Source organism: Ruegeria sp. G2 (assembly GCF_056533505.1).
The window spans coordinates 165,781-182,316 of record NZ_JBQFON010000006.1; the positions used below are offsets into that span (position 1 = coordinate 165,781).

Below are 16,536 nucleotides of genomic sequence, written 5' to 3' on the forward strand. Positions count from 1 at the left end.
GGAAGAACGCACACTCAGAAGAGCCAGTCCCGGAGCCAGCCTGTGAGCGATTCCAACCCGACCCCCAGCCTTTACGCCGCCAGAGAACCAATTTTCCCAAGACGGGTATCCGGTCCATTCCGGAACCTTAAGTGGATCATTATGGCGGTGACACTGGGCATCTACTATGTAACGCCGTGGATCAGATGGGATCGAGGGCCAAGCCTTCCTGATCAGGCTGTTTTACTGGATCTGGCGAACCGACGTTTTTATTTCTTCTGGATCGAAATCTGGCCGCACGAGTTCTATTTTGTTGCCGGGCTTTTGATCATGGCGGGATTGGGGTTGTTTCTTTTTACCTCGGCACTGGGTCGGGTCTGGTGCGGATATGCTTGCCCTCAGACGGTGTGGACCGACCTCTATATTCTTGTTGAACGCTGGATCGAAGGCGACCGCAATGCGCGTCTGCGCCTGCATCGCCAAAAGAAGCTGGATTTCCGCAAAGCGCGTCTGCGACTGACCAAATGGTTAGTTTGGTTCTTTATCGGGCTGGCAACCGGCGGCGCGTGGGTTTTCTATTTTGCGGATGCCCCAACACTGGCGCGTGATTTGGTCACCGGCAATGCGCATCCCGTCGCTTACACGACAATGCTGATCCTGACAGGTACAACCTTCTTCTTTGGAGGCTTCGCGCGCGAACAAATCTGCATCTATGCCTGCCCATGGCCGCGCATTCAGGCCGCGATGATGGACGAGGATACCCTGGTCGTCGGCTACCGTGAATGGCGGGGTGAACCGCGTGGCAAGGGCAAACGCACCGCTGACAGCGAGCTGGGCGATTGCATCGATTGTATGGCTTGCGTCAATGTCTGTCCGGTAGGGATCGATATCCGCGACGGTCAGCAACTGGAATGCATCACCTGCGCTCTTTGCATCGATGCCTGCGACGACATGATGGCCAAGATCGGCAAGCCACGTGGCCTGATCGATTACATGGCGCTGAGTGACGAAACGCGTGAACGCGAAGGTCATCCGCCCAAGAATGTGTGGAAACACATCCTGCGTCCGCGCACGATCCTTTATACCTCTTTGTGGTCGCTGGTTGGTTTCGCCTTGCTCTTCGCCCTGTTCATCCGGTCGGATATCGACCTGACTGTGGCTCCGGTACGGAACCCGACTTTCGTAACCCTTTCCGATGGTACGATCCGCAATACCTATGACGTACGCCTGCGTAACAAGCATGGCGAGGAACGGGCCTTTAAACTGTCGCTTGCCGGTGATCCGTCGCTGCAGGTCGAAATCGAGGGCGTCGAAGGTGACACTGTAAATGTCACGGCAGATACGGCACAATTGACGCGCGTTTATATTACAGCAGCGAAAGACACCGGGCCCGCAGCGGTTGACAGCACATCAGTTCGCATCTGGGTCGAAGATCTGGAAAGTGGTGAGCGCGCATACAAAGACACCACGTTCAATGGGCGAGGAAACTGACAATGGCAGAGCGTCAATTCACTGGCAAACACGCACTGGCGGTATTTGTCGCGGCCTTTGGCGTGATCATCGCGGTAAATCTCGTACTGGCCTATAGCGCGGTAAAGACGTTCCCGGGTTTGGAAGTCAAGAACTCCTACGTTGCCAGCCAGGAGTTCAACGAACGCTTGCAGGAACAGCAGGCGCTGGGCTGGGATATCAGGGCTGAGTTGACCGGTGGTTTGCTGGTATTGCGTATCACCGATCAGACTGGTTCACCAGTTGAGGTGGCAGAATTGCAAGCCGTAGTCGGGCGCGCTACCCACGTCAAAGATGACTTCTCACCTGACTTCACCTTTGACGGTATCACCTATGCCGCCCCAGCTGCGCTGGGTAAAGGAAACTGGAATATTCGCCTTGTGGCTAAAGCGAAAGACGGTACCGAGTTTGCGCAACGCGTGCCGCTTTATGTGAAGGGTTAGAGGGATGACAGCGCAAGTTACTCCAGCTCGGGCAGCTTGTCCCGGTTGTGTCGCGACCGCGGCGGAACCGGCCCGGCCAATCCCCGAGGACGTGCAAATCGCGCTGTCGCTGCCAGGTATCCATTGCTCGGCCTGTATCTCCACTGTCGAACGCGAGTTGAATGCTCATCCCGGTGTAGAGGGTGCGAGGGTCAATCTGACGCTGAAACGCGCGATGATTAAAGCGACACCCGATACACGTGCGGTTGATCTGATACCAGTGCTGGAACGTGCCGGTTTTGAAGCACACGAACTGGATCCGGGTGCCCTGTCGGCCACGCAATCGGATAAGGCTGGGCGCGATCTTCTGATGCGGCTCGCGGTTGCGGGGTTTGCCTCGATGAACGTGATGCTGTTGTCGGTTTCGGTCTGGTCTGGTGCCACCGATGCGACGCGCGACATGTTCCACTGGATATCGGCTGCGATTGCCTTGCCTGCAATAGCGTTCTCGGCCCAACCTTTCTTTGCCAACGCCTGGAGCGCGCTGCGCGTGCGCCGGTTGAATATGGATGTGCCGATTGTTTTGGCGATCCTGCTGGCGCTGGTCACCTCACTTTGGGAAACCGCGCTCAGCGGTGAACACGCGTATTTTGATGCGGCCTTGACGCTGACATTTTTCCTGCTGGCGGGTCGGTATCTAGATTATCGCACTCGTGCCGCTGCGCGATCGGCTGCCGAAGAGCTTACAGCACTGGAAGTCCCCCGCGCCATTCGTCTGGAGGATGGTTCAGAACAGGAGGTCGCCGTCGCTAACCTGAGCGTAGGTGATCTGATCTTGGTTCGTCCCGGCGGGCGTATGCCGGTGGATGGCGAAATTACCTCGGGCCGGTCCGAGCTGGACCGATCGCTGCTGACCGGGGAAACCCTTCCTGTCTTTGCCGAAGCTGGGCTGCGTGTCAGCGCAGGTGAGGTCAACCTGACCGGCCCTTTGACCATCCGTGCGACCGCCGTCGGCGAGGATACCTCGCTGCACCGTATGGCCGATCTGGTTGCCATCGCAGAGTCGGGCCGGTCACGCTATACCTCGCTGGCGGACAAGGCGGCCAATCTTTACGCGCCGGGGGTGCACATCCTTTCGGCGCTCAGCTTTTTAGGATGGTATATCTATTCCGGTGATATTCGCACCGCGCTGAACATCGCAGCGGCGGTTTTGATCATCACGTGCCCCTGCGCATTGGGGCTGGCGGTGCCAGCAGTAACCACAGCGGCCTCGGGCCGGTTATTTCGGAACGGGATGCTGATCAAACACGCCACCGCCCTTGAACGCCTTGCCGAGGTGGACACGGTGGTGTTCGACAAGACCGGCACGCTTACTTCAGGGACGCCCGAGCTGACCAATCTCGGCGATCATTCCCGCGCTGATCTGGAAGTCGCGCTGGCATTGGCTGCGGCCTCTTCCCATCCGCTGTCGATTGCTCTTGCAAAGGCGGCGCGTGGGGTCGGGATAAAGCCTGCGATATTGCGTGATGTGGTTGAGGTGCCGGGCTATGGCACCGAAGGCATGTATCAGGAACAGCGCGTCCGGCTGGGTCGTGCAGCCTGGGTCGGAGGCAAAGATTGTGAGCAGACCGCAGCTTGGCTGGCCATAGGGTCGCAAACCCCGTTGCGCTTTACATTCACGGATAGCCTGCGCGCGGGTGCCGCCGAAGCCATCGCCGCGTTTCGGAAGGCGGGAAAAGACGTCATCCTGATATCCGGCGACACGCACCCCGCAGTTCAGGCCTTGGCTGACAAGCTTGGCATCCAGAACTGGATCGCACAGGCCTTGCCTCAGGACAAAGCCGCCAAGGTGCAGGACCTGAGCGATCAGGGTCGGCACGTTCTGATGGTAGGCGATGGGCTGAACGATACGGCCGCACTGGCGGCAGCGCATGTATCCATCTCTCCTGCCAGCGCATTGGATGCCGCACGGGTGGCGTCGGATATCGTGCTGCTGGGCAACGATCTGTCTCCGATTGCCGAGGCCTGCGAAACTGCTGTCAAGGCGACGCGCCGGATTCGCGAGAACTTCCGCATTGCCACTGTCTATAACGTGATCGCTGTCCCGCTGGCCGTCGCCGGATTGGCAACCCCTCTGATCGCAGCCTTGGCGATGTCGACCTCGTCGATTACGGTGTCACTGAACGCCTTGCGGCTGAGGTAACCCCGATGGAAGTGCTTGCTTATCTGATCCCGATTTCGCTGCTTTTGGGCGCAGTTGGTCTTATCGCCTTTATCTACACCGTGCGCTCGAACCAGTATGAAGATCCCGAAGGTGATGCGCGCCGCATCCTCAGCGACGAATGGGATGACAAGCCCAAGCCCTGACGCGGTGCCAACAGCCCTTGAAATTGCCGCAATGCCCGGCTATGTCCGGCCCATCCGCAAGCAGAGAGATTGTAGCCTCATGGCAACCACAAACCCGATCCAGTTCATTCAGCAGGTCCGAGCCGAAGTTGCAAAGGTCGTCTGGCCGACCCGTCGCGAGGTGCTGTTGACCACGGTCATGGTGTTCATCATGGCAGCGCTGACTGCTGTGTTTTTTGCACTGGTCGATCTGGGCATTCGTGGTGGTCTGCAACTGGTCCTAGGCGCGTTCAGCTAAGCCCGTTCGGGGCGGGTGGAAACGCCATTGCCCCTTGCACAGCGCGCTGTGTCAGAGTAGGTGACACGGAACTATTCGGAATGGGCGTGCGGCGATTCGAGCTGCGCGCCGCTTTTTATTCCGGGTGACGTGATAGAATTTCAATGACGGTGCTTCGCCTGGTTCGAACGCGCCAAAGGCAAACAAGGACGACAGGTTCATGGCGAAACGGTGGTACTCGGTCAGCGTTCTTTCGAATTTCGAAAAGAAGATCGCAGAGCAGATCCGCACGTCGGTGGCTGAACAGGGCCTTGAGGACGATATCGACGAAGTTCTGGTGCCCACCGAAGAGGTGATCGAAGTGCGCCGGGGCAAGAAGGTTACCACCGAACGCCGGTTCATGCCCGGTTACGTGTTGGTGCATATGGAAATGTCGGATCAGGGCTATCATCTAGTCAACTCGATCAACCGTGTCACCGGTTTCCTGGGCCCGCAGGGCCGCCCGATGCCGATGCGCGATGCTGAGGTGAACCAGATCCTCAACCGCGTTCAGGAAGGCGAAGAAGCGCCCAAGCTGATGATCACCTTCGAGGTTGGCGAGAAGGTCAAGGTCAACGACGGCCCGTTCGAGGATTTCGACGGCATGGTCGAAGGTGTGGACGACGAGGCGCAGAAGCTGAAGGTGTCGGTCTCGATCTTTGGCCGCGAAACTCCGGTCGAGCTGGACTTCACTCAGGTGACCAAGCAGAGCTGATTGGTTTCTTTGAACCACTGGATGGGGTGCCTTATCGGCACCCTTTTTTGCGTTTACGGGCCACTCACCTGCCAAACGGTTTGATCTTCGCCAAACCCCTTAAGTGACACGGTCCCGACCGGTTCGCAGAGTTTTGGCAAAAACGCAGCGGCGGTTTCGGATAGGACGTGATCACAATTCAGTTCTGTCGCCGCCGACACAAGTCTGGCTGTTAAATTGACATCGGGGCCGATGGCCGTGAAGTCCAGCCGATCACCGCCACCTATATTGCCATAGTGGAAACGACCGTGATGGATTGCAGTCCGTACGCCAAGCTTGTGCTGGAAGTCGGCATTGGTCAGCGACGCCAAACCCTCGCGGACTGCTGTAATGGCGGCTGTGATCTGAGTGCTCGGGGTAAGGTCCGAGTTGGTTGGGAAGATGGCAAAAAAGCCGTCGCCCATGAATTTCAGAATCTCTCCTCCCTGATCCATCACCGAAGGAACAAGGCAGTCAAAGCTGTCATTCAGCAGCCTAACCAGTGCATCTCCGGAAACAGAATTTGAAAGATGTGTGAATCCCTTGAGGTCTGCAAACAGAATAACGGCATCGATTGTGCTGCCATCACCGCGATGCACCTTGCCATCGAGTATCTGCGCGCCGCTGTTACGGCCAACATAGGTCGACAGCAGGTAAGTCGCGTCGAGCCGCAGCATATAGGTCTCGGTCAGGCGCGCGAGCGGACCGCGAACCCGGTTCAGGATCGCCAGATCTCGCTCTGAAAACCCACCGGGTGTAGCACTTGACCAAGTGCAGACATGGGTATCGCCATTTAGATAGATCAGCGGCTGCGCCAGGTAGTCCGTGAATCCCTGCTCGCGCAGTTCGCTGACGATAATGTAGTCTTGAGGGCAGTTTGGATCTTCCAGATGGCGACGGATGGATTGCTGACGCTCGATCACGTGCGGCAAAGGGTTATCGGTATAAACAGCCGTAGTAAACAGTTGCGACGGCGCATCGACCCTGTCGACGCTAGCGCCTGCTTTCCACAGGAAACGCCGGCCCATCAGATTGGGGTGCAGCGTCCAAATGAACAAACCGAACCGATCAATGGCCACATCAGCTTCCAGCAGACGCGTGCAGATACCTTCAATAATCTCGACCGCATTTCCAGCTGGTCGGGCTCCGTCAACCATCCACTCGATCAGAGCATCAACCTTGTTCTGTTGCTGGTTCGCTTCGGATGCTGGGGGCAACATAAGCCTCTCGCGATAGAATGCTGGGTCAGGTTCGTTCCGCGTTAGATATAATTGTGGCGGTCTTAGTCCGAGACCGCAAGTAGCACGCGAAGATAGTGCTGTGACTAATGGAATCGACTATCAGGGACTGGTACGTGATCGAACGGGTCTCAAAATCGATCTTTGACCAAATAACCCAAACATATTTGGGTCTCCGTAGGCTGCCGCGCCTGTTCGGGCTCTGCCTGAAAAAATCAAAAGCGGTGCCCGAGGGCGCCGCCTGTTTCTGCTATCGGTTCAGCCATTCGTTCAGACTGGCAAAAAAGGCATCCTGCTCTTCTATGAATGGGTAATGGGCAGATTCTTCGAAAACTACGACTGTGGCGTTGGGCATCAATGCGCCAATTCTTTCGGCCCCAGGACCGGGAGGCGTAATGCCATCATGCTGACCAGCCATGGCAAGAGTCGGCACAGTCACATCAGGCAGTTTATCCAGCATGTTGAATGTGCCCAGAAGAGGGCCAGCGGCATTCCAGGCCTGATACTCATAGACGGTTCGATCATCCAGATCCGCGCCAGTATCTTCAGGATATTGCTTGAAGTAGAGCTTGACGACTTCACCCCAGGTAGACCGCCAATCATCATTGTCGGCCATGGGCTGGCTGAACAACTTCCCAAAAGCCGTCATTTGCTCGTCTGGCCCGGAAATCGTTGGCGCATAGTCAAACGCGGGGACCGTATCGATCAATACAAGCCCCTCCAGCCGATCCGCATTTTGAGTGGCAAAATCCTGGGCAATAAAACCGCCGTAGGAATGGCCGATCAGCGTGAATTTTTCATGCCCCAGGTGATCCATCAGCCCGGCGGCATCTGATACCAGGCGGTCAAAGGTCATTTCAGAATAATCGTCGGGTCTGCCCGAGCGACCATTGCCAAAATGGTCATAGTAAATAACCGTATGCGTATCGGACAATGTATCGAAATAGGGTCTCAGGTAATCATGGCTTAGGCCGAGACCGCCGTGCATCATCAGAATTGGCGGCCCGTCTCCGACGGTTTCATAATAGATATCAGACCCATTGATCTCGGCGGTTTCTCCGTGCGCGGTGCCGACCGACGCTACCAGCACGGCAATTGCCATTGCTCTGCCTGTCGTATTCATCATTGATTTCCCCTTTTTAGGCGGTTGTCGGTTCAGCACTTTGGATGGGCAATCGATAGCACAATATTCCACAAAAGACGCTTGGCTATTTGAAAAACGGGTGAATGTATCAAAACTCCGCCCCAAGGTATTCAGCGTTAAGCGTAGTTGCGGTCACAATATTTGGGGAGAGGCTTTCATCCCAGATTGAAAGGCGCGCGATCACGGGATGAGCCATGCTACGCGACCGGAATAAACGCCGCAACGCAGCTAGCGACGCGGCGCGTTTTGAAACCTACAGGGGCCGATACCGAATTGCGTATCGTCTTATTGCGACTGGATCATAGCCGCCCGCAAAAGTTGTGGACGGTCGGTCTGGGACGGCAGGAAGACAGCCTGTGAACCGGCATCCAGTGCCGAAAGGCTCGCATCATACCACTGCATCGCAAGATCGCGACGCTCCTGCACGCCAAATCCTTCGCGTAAGTGGTGGCCCACCAGCTCTCCATAGGCGGGTTCACCCATCGCAACCAGCATGAGCGCAGAGCCAACGGCGGTATCCATGTTGTCCTGACGGTAGCCCATCGCCAGACAGACCTTGCTCGTCGCAGCGAGATCCGCGGGGCTCAATCCAGAATCCAGCGCCATTTTGCGAACCTGCGTTTCAGCTTCTGTTTTCGAACTGATGGAAAGGGCGTCAACTTGGGGTGCCAGCATCTCACCATACGAGGCACATTGGGCAGATACCTGATCGGGTGTCAGGCCCTGGATATCCTGCATCAGATCCTCACCGCGCGCCATCGCATAGCTGCGGGCAAGGCAAAACTGCTCGCTGAGTGCAAAGTCGGCATCCGTCATGTTCGAAAGCGTTGTGTAGCCTCCGTTGGTCGAGGTTTGCAGCATGACCCCGCTGCAACGATTTGCCAGCGATGGACCTCCGGTGCCGCCGGAAAACAGAGTCGGCAGGCTCGCAGATGCTTTTTCAGTGGTGTTCGCTGCGGCTTCGGTATCTTGGGGCTTGATAACCGGAATAGCCTGAGCTGGAGCCTGAGGTGCCGCAGCCAGAGAAGATCCTGATTGAACCTGTCGGCGGTACTCCATCAACAGCGGTTGACCCGAGAGCTGCGTGGCTGCCTGTCCACCGCTTGTCGCCCAGTAATAAGCCTGCTGCAGGAAGTCATATTGATAAGGCTGAAAGTCATGCCCATTTACGGGATAACCCATTGAGGCCTGATAACGTTCGATGGCGGAGCGGGTGCCTCGCCCGACCTGACCGTCAACACGACCGGCATTGTAGCCAAAGTAATTCAGTGCCGTTTGGGTTTGCGCCCCTTGAGTGGTGGATGGGATACCTTGCCGGTAGGTTCGGGTCGCTGTCGATGACTGTGTCTTCTTTTTTTGCTGATCTTTGCCAATAAGATATCCAGCGACCCCTCCGACGACAGCACCGCCGATGAAATCCCCAGCGTCAGCGCGCGCATTCTGAGGGGCTATTGCTGCAATAGAAATAGCGATACCCAACGATAGAATAAAACGAATGATCATAATCAACCTCCACTCAAAAATCACTAATTTCGCTGAGTATAGCACAGCTAAGCACGCGCGGGTGAAACCGGCGACAATTGGCTGATTGTGCGCGGAGTATCTGGAATTTCTGTCGCGCTATGGGATAGTTAGCTGTTCACGCGACGTTGGTGGCGAGACCGCTCATCCATAGAACTCACTCTCGATGCTGCGAAGCGCGATTCGATATGGCCCAATTGGTCGTCGGCCACTTGCCAACGTCTTCGTTCCACTGTAAACGCCGCCACTATCGTCTTCGGGCGAGATTCTCTCGTGGGAGGTTACTGAGATCGCGATCTTGGGCCGGACCACGCAACATAATCTGGGTGGGACGCGTCCCGCCTAAGTTGAAAGGAAAACCAAATGGCCAAGAAGCTTGCTGGTACAATGAAACTGCAGGTTCCTGCAGGTCAGGCGAACCCGTCGCCGCCAGTTGGTCCGGCGCTGGGTCAGCGCGGCATCAACATCATGGAATTCTGCAAGGCGTTCAACGCCAAGACCGCAGACATGGAGCCCGGCGCTCCGTGCCCGACCGTGATCACCTACTATCAGGACAAGTCCTTCACCATGGACATCAAGACGCCGCCCGCGTCTTACTACCTGAAAAAAGCGGCTGGTTTGAAGCCGGTTGGCAAGCGTAACCGCCCCCGCGGTGCGGAAAACCCAGGTCGCGAGACCGTGGCAACCGTGACCTCGAAGCAGGTTCGCGAAATCGCCGAAGCCAAAATGAAAGATCTGAACGCCAACGACGTCGAAGGCGCAATGCAGATCATCCTGGGCTCGGCCCGCTCTATGGGCATCGAGGTGAAGTAAGATGGCAAAACTCGGTAAACGTACCCGCGCTGCGCGCGAAGCTGTCGCTGGCAAGGAAAACCTGTCGGTTGAAGAAGCAGTTTCCCTGGTCAAAGGCAACGCAACTTCGAAATTCGATGAGACCATCGAGATCGCTCTGAACCTGGGTGTTGACACCCGTCACGCAGACCAGATGGTTCGCGGCGTTGTTGGCCTGCCGAACGGCACCGGTAAAGCGATGCGCGTTGCTGTTTTCGCTCGCGGCCCGAAAGCTGACGAAGCAAAAGAAGCTGGCGCAGATATCGTTGGCGCAGAGGACCTGATGGAAACTATTCAGGGCGGCACCATCGAATTCGATCGCTGCATCGCAACCCCGGACATGATGCCGATCGTTGGCCGTCTGGGTAAAGTGCTGGGCCCCCGCAACCTGATGCCCAACCCCAAGGTTGGCACCGTGACCATGGACGTGAAAGCGGCCGTGGAAGCAGCCAAAGGTGGTGAAGTTCAGTTCAAGGCGGAAAAAGGCGGCGTTGTGCATGCTGGTGTTGGCAAAGCGTCTTTCGACGAAGCCAAGCTGGTCGAAAACGTTCGTGCCTTCATCTCGGCTGTGGCCAAAGCCAAGCCGTCGGGCGCTAAAGGTACATACATGAAGAAAATCGCACTGAGCTCGACGATGGGCCCGGGTGTAACTTTGGACGTGGCGGCTGCTGCGGGCGAATAAGTTCTTCGAAATACTCTCAGAAAACCCGGCCAACAGGTGTTGGTCGGGTTTTTTTGTTCCGCGTTGCCGCTGCATTGATGTCACAAATAATGCCGACAAGTTGGGAGATGGTTTCGCTATTAGACATTTGCGCTAGAAAAGGTCCAAATTTCGGTTCTATCAAGAGCGTTCCATGCGTCCGAGCAAATCTCCAAAAGAATTGCGGCAGTTAAAGCGTCAGATCGTCCAGTATCGGAGGGACATAGGTAACCAACTATTTAAGGAACGTGGTGGATACGTCATGGGCGGCTGCCTTCGCGATTTCCGGTTGCTTGAAGAAAGCAGTTGGGGGCAAGCAGATTTGTTCACGAAATTGCTGGGGATCTACGAACAACAAAATCAACCTATTTTCGTGGAAAGCACAAAGCCGATACTCGTCGATCTTGGGGCGGCAGATGGCTATTGGGGCGTTGGTTTGGTGCAAGCGGGCCATTTCGAGCGAAGCCTATGTTTCGAACAAAGACGCAAAGCTCGACAGATCATCCGAAAGACCCTGCACGCGAATGGTGTTCGCGACAGGGTCGAGATTGCTGCCACCGCTACGGACACTTCAATTCGCGAACTGGTGTCTAGTAGGTATCAGCCTCAGGATTTGTTTTTCTTGATTGATATCGAAGGCGGTGAGTTCGAACTTTTAACCTTCGAATTTCTTAGTGAATTCAAGTCTTCAGAGTTTCTGATTGAGTTGCACTCCAGTGGCGTTTGGTTGGGCAACGAAAAAGAAGAAAGGCTAATTCGCGACGCACAGATCTTATTTGATGTCGAATTGGTTGACGATACAAAACGCGATCTTTTGCAGCTTCGGAATGAGTTGCATATGCCAGATGATTTGACTTGGGTGCTTGCATCCGAGGGACGTAGATACCCAATGCGTTGGCTGCACTTAAAGCCAAAGAAAAAGCTAAAGAATGCCGCGTTGCCCAAGAAGCGAAGCGAGCAAAAGAAGGACCAAAAATTTGGGACACTCTGGATGGGGGGAGAGCCGGGAAAACTGGAACGTTCTTGCCTCAATTCCATGAAGGACTTTGGTTATAATCCTATTGTCTTTTCTTACGAGCCGATCCGAAACCTGCCAGAAGGGGTGGAGTATTTTGATGCGAGAGAAATATATGAGCCAGGCAGGGTCATTCGGCATGTAAGGCACAAAAGCCCAGCGATACACGCAGACATATTCAGGTATCATTTGGTTAGTAAGACCGGCATGATCTGGCTTGATACCGATATGTACATGGTCGCTTCGGCCGAGAGGCTCATGGCTTCGGCTGAATCTCGTGCAGGTTTTTGTGTTGGATGTGTTTTGCCGGATCTTCCAAGGCATCAAACGTATCATTCACTCGTGAATAATGCGGTTTTTGGGCTTCCGGCGCATAGTAAATCGCTAGCTCTGTTGGGAGAGGTGTTCGAGGAGGACCGTTTGGCCTCTGAGGCCTGGAAGGATTCGCCGGCACTTTTGGGATTGAACGCGGCGGTTGAGGCGCAACGAGAGAAACCTTTTGGGCGCTTGCGTTGGGGGTCAACTGGCCCAAGAGCTTTGACGACTGCATTGAATATGTCAGGCGAACGCAAATACGCTCATGACAGCACCGCATTTTACTATATTTCCAGTCGAGAAATACCTACGTTGTTTCAAGCAGGAACCCGGCTTTCAGATTTGGTGACACCCACCACATTTGGGTTCCATTTGTGGGGTCGAGATTTCCGCTCTGCTTTGGCCGAGCTTGATCCAAATGTTCAACAGTGCGCTGCCCGCGACATACTGGAGTCAGCTGTTTGACGAAACGATTAGCGACCATCCACGCTATTCTACAAAATGGCGATCTGCCTTTGGCGCTAATTGCGGGGTGTTTGTATGTTCAGGTCTCTTGATATGGAGGTGGGTAGAACCTGATAATGGTTTTGATTTTGCACAAGGATCACAAATACCATGACAGACACCGGGCAATTGCCTAGAAATGTTAATTAAGTTTACGATTTAAGCCCGGTGATCCCAGTGGAGCAATTGGCATTTACCTATGAGATGGCCGTGGTGTCGGGGCTTTTGGCGTTCACGGTTTTCTTGTTTGTGTCTGAAATCGTCCGGATCGATCTTTCCGCTATTCTCGTTTTGGTCGTCGTCGGTTTGCTGAGCTATGCGCCCGGCCTTGAGAATCTGGCAGATGTACCGCATCTGTTTGACGGATTTGCGTCGAATGCGGTCATTTCGATCATTGCAGTAATGATCGTTGGTGCGGGGCTGGACAAGACAGGGCTGATGAACAAAGTCGCCTCTGTTATCCTGAAATATGGTGGCAAGTCGGAAGGACGGGTTTTACCCATCATTTCAGGCACCGTCGGTGTGATCTCGTCATTCATGCAGAATGTCGGTGCCGCGGCTTTGTTTCTTCCTGTGGTTAGCCGGATCTCATCTCGATCAGGGATCCCGCTGTCGCGATTGCTAATGCCGATGGGGTTTTGCGCCATATTGGGTGGCACGATGACCATGGTGGGCTCTTCTCCTCTGATCCTTCTGAATGATTTGATTCAAACTGCGAATGAAGGTTTGCCTGAAGCACAGCGTATGGAGCCTTTTGGGTTATTCTCGGTCACGCCCATAGGTGCGGTGCTGATTTTGACGGGTATCGCGTATTTCCTGTTGCTGGGGCGATGGGTTTTGCCGGGTGATTCAGGTTCGGAAAGCACCGGTACCGGGCGCGGGACGCAGGAATATCTTCAGCGGGTTTATGGGCTGAAAGCCGACGTGTTTGAGGTTGTTGTACCGGCCGACAGCCCTCTGGTTGGGCAAATTCTGGCCGACATCAACTTTGAAAATCACCTCTATATCATCTCGACCTTTTATCGCGGCAAGACCTCGATGGTTCAGGTGCTGACAGCCGAGATCGCCGCGCCATGCCGATTGGCGATTGTGGGGCGGCGTTGGGTTGTCGAAGAATTTGCTGAAAAGTACGGGCTGACCGTTCTGCCGGATCTGGATGTGTTTGTCGAAGAGTTTGCACCCACAAATGCCGGGGTCGCAGAGGTGGTCGTGACGCCCGAGAGCAAGCTGATCGGCAAATGCCCGAGGGAGTTGCTGTTTCGAAAAACTTACGGAATGTCTCTGCTCGCCATCCATCGGGGGGAGGAAACGCTAAGCCATGTCGAAACAGAGACACACGAATCCACGCAAATCGGTCTTGAAAAGTTCAAGGCCGGTGACATGTTGGTTGCCCATACCCGTTGGGACAACCTGATGCGGATCAAGCGTGACCCGGATTTTGTTGTGGTCACGTCTGATTTCCCGCAAGACGAATTACGCCCGCAAAAGGTTGGCTGGGCGCTTTTGTTTTTCGTGATTTCTTTGTCGCTAATTCTATTCACAGATGTCCGGTTGTCACTTTGCCTGCTGACGGGTGCTGCGGGTATGATGCTGACCCGCGTGTTGAGCGTGGACGAGGCCTACCGCGCGGTCGGGTGGAACACGGTCTTTCTCTTGGCCTGCCTGATCCCATTGGGGCAAGCGGTGCAGAATACGGGAACTGCAGCATGGATTGCGCAACAGATCATGATCATCCTGGACGGATGGCCGATCTGGGCGCTCCAGGCCGGTGTAGCCATTCTGGCGACAGCGTTTTCGCTGGTGATGTCGAATGTCGGGGCCACAGTTCTGCTGGTGCCCCTTGCGGTTTCAATCGCGGTTGCCGCCGGTGGCAACCCCGCTGTCTTTGCGCTGACCGTCGCGATTTCGACCTCGAACAGTTTCATTATCCCGACCCATCAGGTCAACGCGCTGATCATGGGGCCCGCAGGGTACAAGGTTATGGATTTCGTGCGTTCCGGCGGCGTCATGACGATCATATTTCTGATCGTCTCGCTGTTGATGCTGAACGTGATCTTCTAACCCTGATGACTATCCAGACAGGTTGATTGTTTGGCCCTGTTCGGATGCTTGCTGCGCCGCAAGACCGATGCGTACGGCCCAAATCCCATCACCCAGAGAGACCTCGGGTTTGGCGCGCTCACCCCGGATCAACTCCAGAAAACCTTTGTGCTGATAATAAGTGGAGCCATTGTGGTCGCCAGCCGCCAATAACTCGGGATCAACCGGGATCTCTCTCTGGATTGGACCTTTAGGTGCGCGGGGGCTGATGATCAGCTGTGGTACCGGCGCGTCGCCCAGATGTTCGGGCCAGAACCGGGCCGGGCCGGGCACAAGCGCTTCGATCTTAGCATTGGGCCCAATGGCCGTGATTTCTTCCTGATACCGCGACCCCTCGGCGAACATGCAAAGCTCGAGCATCGCGCGCGCGCCTGAGGCGAAATCGACAATGACATAACCGTGGTCCAGAATATCCGGCGTATTGCCGTTATAATCCTCATCCAAATGATTGACAGCGTGGCCGCCGCTCGCCGAAACCCGAACCGGGTCGGATTGCAGGATCAGGCGCATGAGGTCGAAGAAGTGGCAACACTTTTCAACGAACGTACCGCCGGTGTTGCGGTTGAACCGGTTCCAGTTGTCGACCTTTTCAAGAAACGGGAAACGGTGTTCGCGGATCGAGAGCATTTTGATCCCACCACTGGCGGTTGCTGCTTCATCGATCAGCGCCGTAATAGGGGGCATATAGCGATATTCCATCGCCACCCAGATCGGGTGAGGGTAGCTGCGTTCCAGTTCCTCAAGCCGGGCAAGATCTGTGGGGTTGGTGAACAACGGTTTCTCGATCAACAGGGGCAGGGGGCGGGTTTCCGCAATCTCGGCCAGTTGATCGACATGCAGGTGGTTGGGGCTGGCGATGACCAGACAGTCTAGGTCACTGACCGACAGAAGGTCCTGAATGGAAGACACCATCTTCGCATCGGGCGCAATCGCCTGCGCCTTTTGCGCCATCTCCGGGTCAGGTTCGAAGATTGCGGCGACGCGTGTGCCCTCAAGCAGAGCAATGTTGTGCAGGTGTTCCTGCCCCATCATGCCGCATCCGATCAGCCCGTAGTTGGTGGTCCGGGTCATGCGCAGTTCCTTTTACTTCAGGCGTTGAACGTATTTGGCCCGATTCGGATCGAACCATGTTTTTGAAAACTCGACAGGTTCGGCTTTCTCAGACCAGCTGAACCGTTCGATGTAACCGACCGTATGTCCGGCAGGTTTGGTGAAGCCTTCAGGCGTCCAGCCGGGCAATGAACCGATGGAAACGCGATCCTCAGCCCGAGTAATCCAGAAGCCAAGCTGTTGCTGGTAATAGCGATAAAGTGAGTCGGACAGCAGGTTCTGGTCGATGGTCCCAGCCGATTCGTCCAGCCAGATTTCCTCGACCGCGATGATTGTGTCATTCAAATAGCGCATCCGGCGCACCCGCGAACCGTGATCAGACAGGCCGAATTCCGGCAGGTCTGCGGGCTTTTGCAGATGATCAACCGATAGGATATCAGCGCGCGGCAACCCGCCGCCTTCGGGTAATTCCAGCCGGAACATCGCATAGACGCTGTTCTGCGTTCCAGTCTCGCGGATGTAGTTGCCCGAACCCTGAATACGCTCCAACATGCCTTTTTTCTCAAGCTCGGCGAGGGATTTCCGCAAGGTCCCGACCGAGACATTCAGGTTGGAGGCCATGTCTCGTTCGGGCGGAAGACGCTCACCATCAATCAGGCGACCCGCCGCGATATCGCGGATCAGCAGCTCTGAGATCTGGACATAGATCGGCAGGGCATTTGGGTTGCGGCTGTTGGAGGACATTGAGGGCGCTTCACTCGGTCGCAGGAAAAATTGATACACTATTGATCTACATCAATGCGCTTGCTACGC

Annotated in this window: 15 protein-coding genes; 10 read left to right on the forward strand and 5 right to left on the reverse strand. The window is 55.5% G+C overall.

The window, feature by feature from the left end:
- The first annotated feature begins 42 nt into the window (after positions 1 to 42).
- From ccoG to nusG, 6 genes are all read left to right on the forward strand, one after another.
- Complete coding sequence (ccoG, locus tag ACR0DU_RS12950) at positions 43 to 1,470, forward strand: cytochrome c oxidase accessory protein CcoG (RefSeq protein ID WP_480875091.1); 1,428 nt, start codon at positions 43 to 45, stop codon at positions 1,468 to 1,470.
- A 2-nt stretch (positions 1,471 to 1,472) separates the two neighbouring features.
- A complete protein-coding gene (locus ACR0DU_RS12955; RefSeq protein ID WP_480875092.1) occupies positions 1,473 to 1,931 on the forward strand; it encodes a FixH family protein in 459 nt (152 codons plus the stop codon).
- A gap of 4 nt (positions 1,932 to 1,935) precedes the next feature.
- A complete protein-coding gene (locus tag ACR0DU_RS12960; protein ID WP_480875094.1) occupies positions 1,936 to 4,113 on the forward strand; it encodes a heavy metal translocating P-type ATPase in 2,178 nt (725 codons plus the stop codon).
- Between the two features lie 5 nt (positions 4,114 to 4,118).
- Positions 4,119 to 4,277, forward strand: a complete 159-nt coding sequence (gene ccoS / locus ACR0DU_RS12965; RefSeq protein ID WP_010440972.1) for a cbb3-type cytochrome oxidase assembly protein CcoS — start codon at positions 4,119 to 4,121, stop codon at positions 4,275 to 4,277.
- A gap of 79 nt (positions 4,278 to 4,356) precedes the next feature.
- Positions 4,357 to 4,554, forward strand: a complete 198-nt coding sequence (gene secE, locus ACR0DU_RS12970; RefSeq protein WP_010440974.1) for a preprotein translocase subunit SecE — start codon at positions 4,357 to 4,359, stop codon at positions 4,552 to 4,554.
- Positions 4,555 to 4,753: 199 nt separating this feature from the next.
- Positions 4,754 to 5,287: a transcription termination/antitermination protein NusG gene (nusG, locus tag ACR0DU_RS12975; protein WP_010440977.1), complete on the forward strand. Its 534-nt coding sequence runs from the start codon at positions 4,754 to 4,756 to the stop codon at positions 5,285 to 5,287.
- A 53-nt stretch (positions 5,288 to 5,340) separates the two neighbouring features.
- On the opposite strand, the gene ACR0DU_RS12980 is transcribed toward nusG, so the two are convergent.
- The 3 genes from ACR0DU_RS12980 to ACR0DU_RS12990 form a co-directional block, all read right to left on the reverse strand.
- Entirely contained in the window at positions 5,341 to 6,525 is a 1,185-nt protein-coding gene (locus tag ACR0DU_RS12980; protein ID WP_480875097.1) for an adenylate/guanylate cyclase domain-containing protein, read from the reverse strand.
- Positions 6,526 to 6,793: 268 nt separating this feature from the next.
- Positions 6,794 to 7,669, reverse strand: a complete 876-nt coding sequence (locus ACR0DU_RS12985; RefSeq protein ID WP_170780781.1) for an alpha/beta fold hydrolase — start codon at positions 7,667 to 7,669, stop codon at positions 6,794 to 6,796.
- A 303-nt stretch (positions 7,670 to 7,972) separates the two neighbouring features.
- On the reverse strand, positions 7,973 to 9,190 hold the full coding sequence (locus ACR0DU_RS12990) for a peptidoglycan-binding domain-containing protein (protein WP_480875100.1): 1,218 nt from the start codon (positions 9,188 to 9,190) through the stop codon (positions 7,973 to 7,975).
- A gap of 381 nt (positions 9,191 to 9,571) precedes the next feature.
- On the opposite strand from ACR0DU_RS12990, the gene rplK reads away from it, so the two are divergent.
- The 4 genes from rplK (at position 9,572) to ACR0DU_RS13010 (ending at position 14,634) form a co-directional block, all read left to right on the forward strand.
- The gene (rplK, locus tag ACR0DU_RS12995; protein WP_010440985.1) at positions 9,572 to 10,021 is read left to right on the forward strand and encodes a 50S ribosomal protein L11; all 450 of its coding nucleotides are present in this window, start codon (positions 9,572 to 9,574) and stop codon (positions 10,019 to 10,021) included.
- Between the two features lies 1 nt (position 10,022).
- Positions 10,023 to 10,721, forward strand: a complete 699-nt coding sequence (gene rplA / locus ACR0DU_RS13000; protein ID WP_010440987.1) for a 50S ribosomal protein L1 — start codon at positions 10,023 to 10,025, stop codon at positions 10,719 to 10,721.
- A gap of 172 nt (positions 10,722 to 10,893) precedes the next feature.
- On the forward strand, positions 10,894 to 12,534 hold the full coding sequence (locus ACR0DU_RS13005) for a glycosyltransferase family 32 protein (RefSeq protein WP_480875102.1): 1,641 nt from the start codon (positions 10,894 to 10,896) through the stop codon (positions 12,532 to 12,534).
- 243 nt (positions 12,535 to 12,777) lie between these two features.
- Positions 12,778 to 14,634: an SLC13 family permease gene (locus ACR0DU_RS13010; RefSeq protein ID WP_480875247.1), complete on the forward strand. Its 1,857-nt coding sequence runs from the start codon at positions 12,778 to 12,780 to the stop codon at positions 14,632 to 14,634.
- A gap of 9 nt (positions 14,635 to 14,643) precedes the next feature.
- Here the strand turns inward: ACR0DU_RS13010 and ACR0DU_RS13015 are convergent, their stop codons facing one another.
- Complete coding sequence (locus tag ACR0DU_RS13015; RefSeq protein WP_480875104.1) at positions 14,644 to 15,744, reverse strand: Gfo/Idh/MocA family protein; 1,101 nt, start codon at positions 15,742 to 15,744, stop codon at positions 14,644 to 14,646.
- Between the two features lie 12 nt (positions 15,745 to 15,756).
- Complete coding sequence (locus ACR0DU_RS13020) at positions 15,757 to 16,467, reverse strand: GntR family transcriptional regulator (RefSeq protein ID WP_480875107.1); 711 nt, start codon at positions 16,465 to 16,467, stop codon at positions 15,757 to 15,759.
- Positions 16,468 to 16,536: the final 69 nt, after the last annotated feature.

Coding starts and splice junctions, on each gene's coding strand:
- ACR0DU_RS12955 (WP_480875092.1), top strand. CDS start 1,473: ATGGCAGAGCGTCAATTCACTGGCAAACACGCACTGGCGGTATTTGTC.
- ACR0DU_RS12960 (WP_480875094.1), top strand. CDS start 1,936: ATGACAGCGCAAGTTACTCCAGCTCGGGCAGCTTGTCCCGGTTGTGTC.
- ccoS (WP_010440972.1), top strand. CDS start 4,119: ATGGAAGTGCTTGCTTATCTGATCCCGATTTCGCTGCTTTTGGGCGCA.
- secE (WP_010440974.1), top strand. CDS start 4,357: ATGGCAACCACAAACCCGATCCAGTTCATTCAGCAGGTCCGAGCCGAA.
- nusG (WP_010440977.1), top strand. CDS start 4,754: ATGGCGAAACGGTGGTACTCGGTCAGCGTTCTTTCGAATTTCGAAAAG.
- ACR0DU_RS12980 (WP_480875097.1), bottom strand. CDS start 6,525: ATGTTGCCCCCAGCATCCGAAGCGAACCAGCAACAGAACAAGGTTGAT.
- ACR0DU_RS12985 (WP_170780781.1), bottom strand. CDS start 7,669: ATGATGAATACGACAGGCAGAGCAATGGCAATTGCCGTGCTGGTAGCG.
- ACR0DU_RS12990 (WP_480875100.1), bottom strand. CDS start 9,190: ATGATCATTCGTTTTATTCTATCGTTGGGTATCGCTATTTCTATTGCA.
- rplK (WP_010440985.1), top strand. CDS start 9,572: ATGGCCAAGAAGCTTGCTGGTACAATGAAACTGCAGGTTCCTGCAGGT.
- rplA (WP_010440987.1), top strand. CDS start 10,023: ATGGCAAAACTCGGTAAACGTACCCGCGCTGCGCGCGAAGCTGTCGCT.
- ACR0DU_RS13005 (WP_480875102.1), top strand. CDS start 10,894: ATGCGTCCGAGCAAATCTCCAAAAGAATTGCGGCAGTTAAAGCGTCAG.
- ACR0DU_RS13010 (WP_480875247.1), top strand. CDS start 12,778: ATGGCCGTGGTGTCGGGGCTTTTGGCGTTCACGGTTTTCTTGTTTGTG.
- ACR0DU_RS13015 (WP_480875104.1), bottom strand. CDS start 15,744: ATGACCCGGACCACCAACTACGGGCTGATCGGATGCGGCATGATGGGG.
- ACR0DU_RS13020 (WP_480875107.1), bottom strand. CDS start 16,467: ATGTCCTCCAACAGCCGCAACCCAAATGCCCTGCCGATCTATGTCCAG.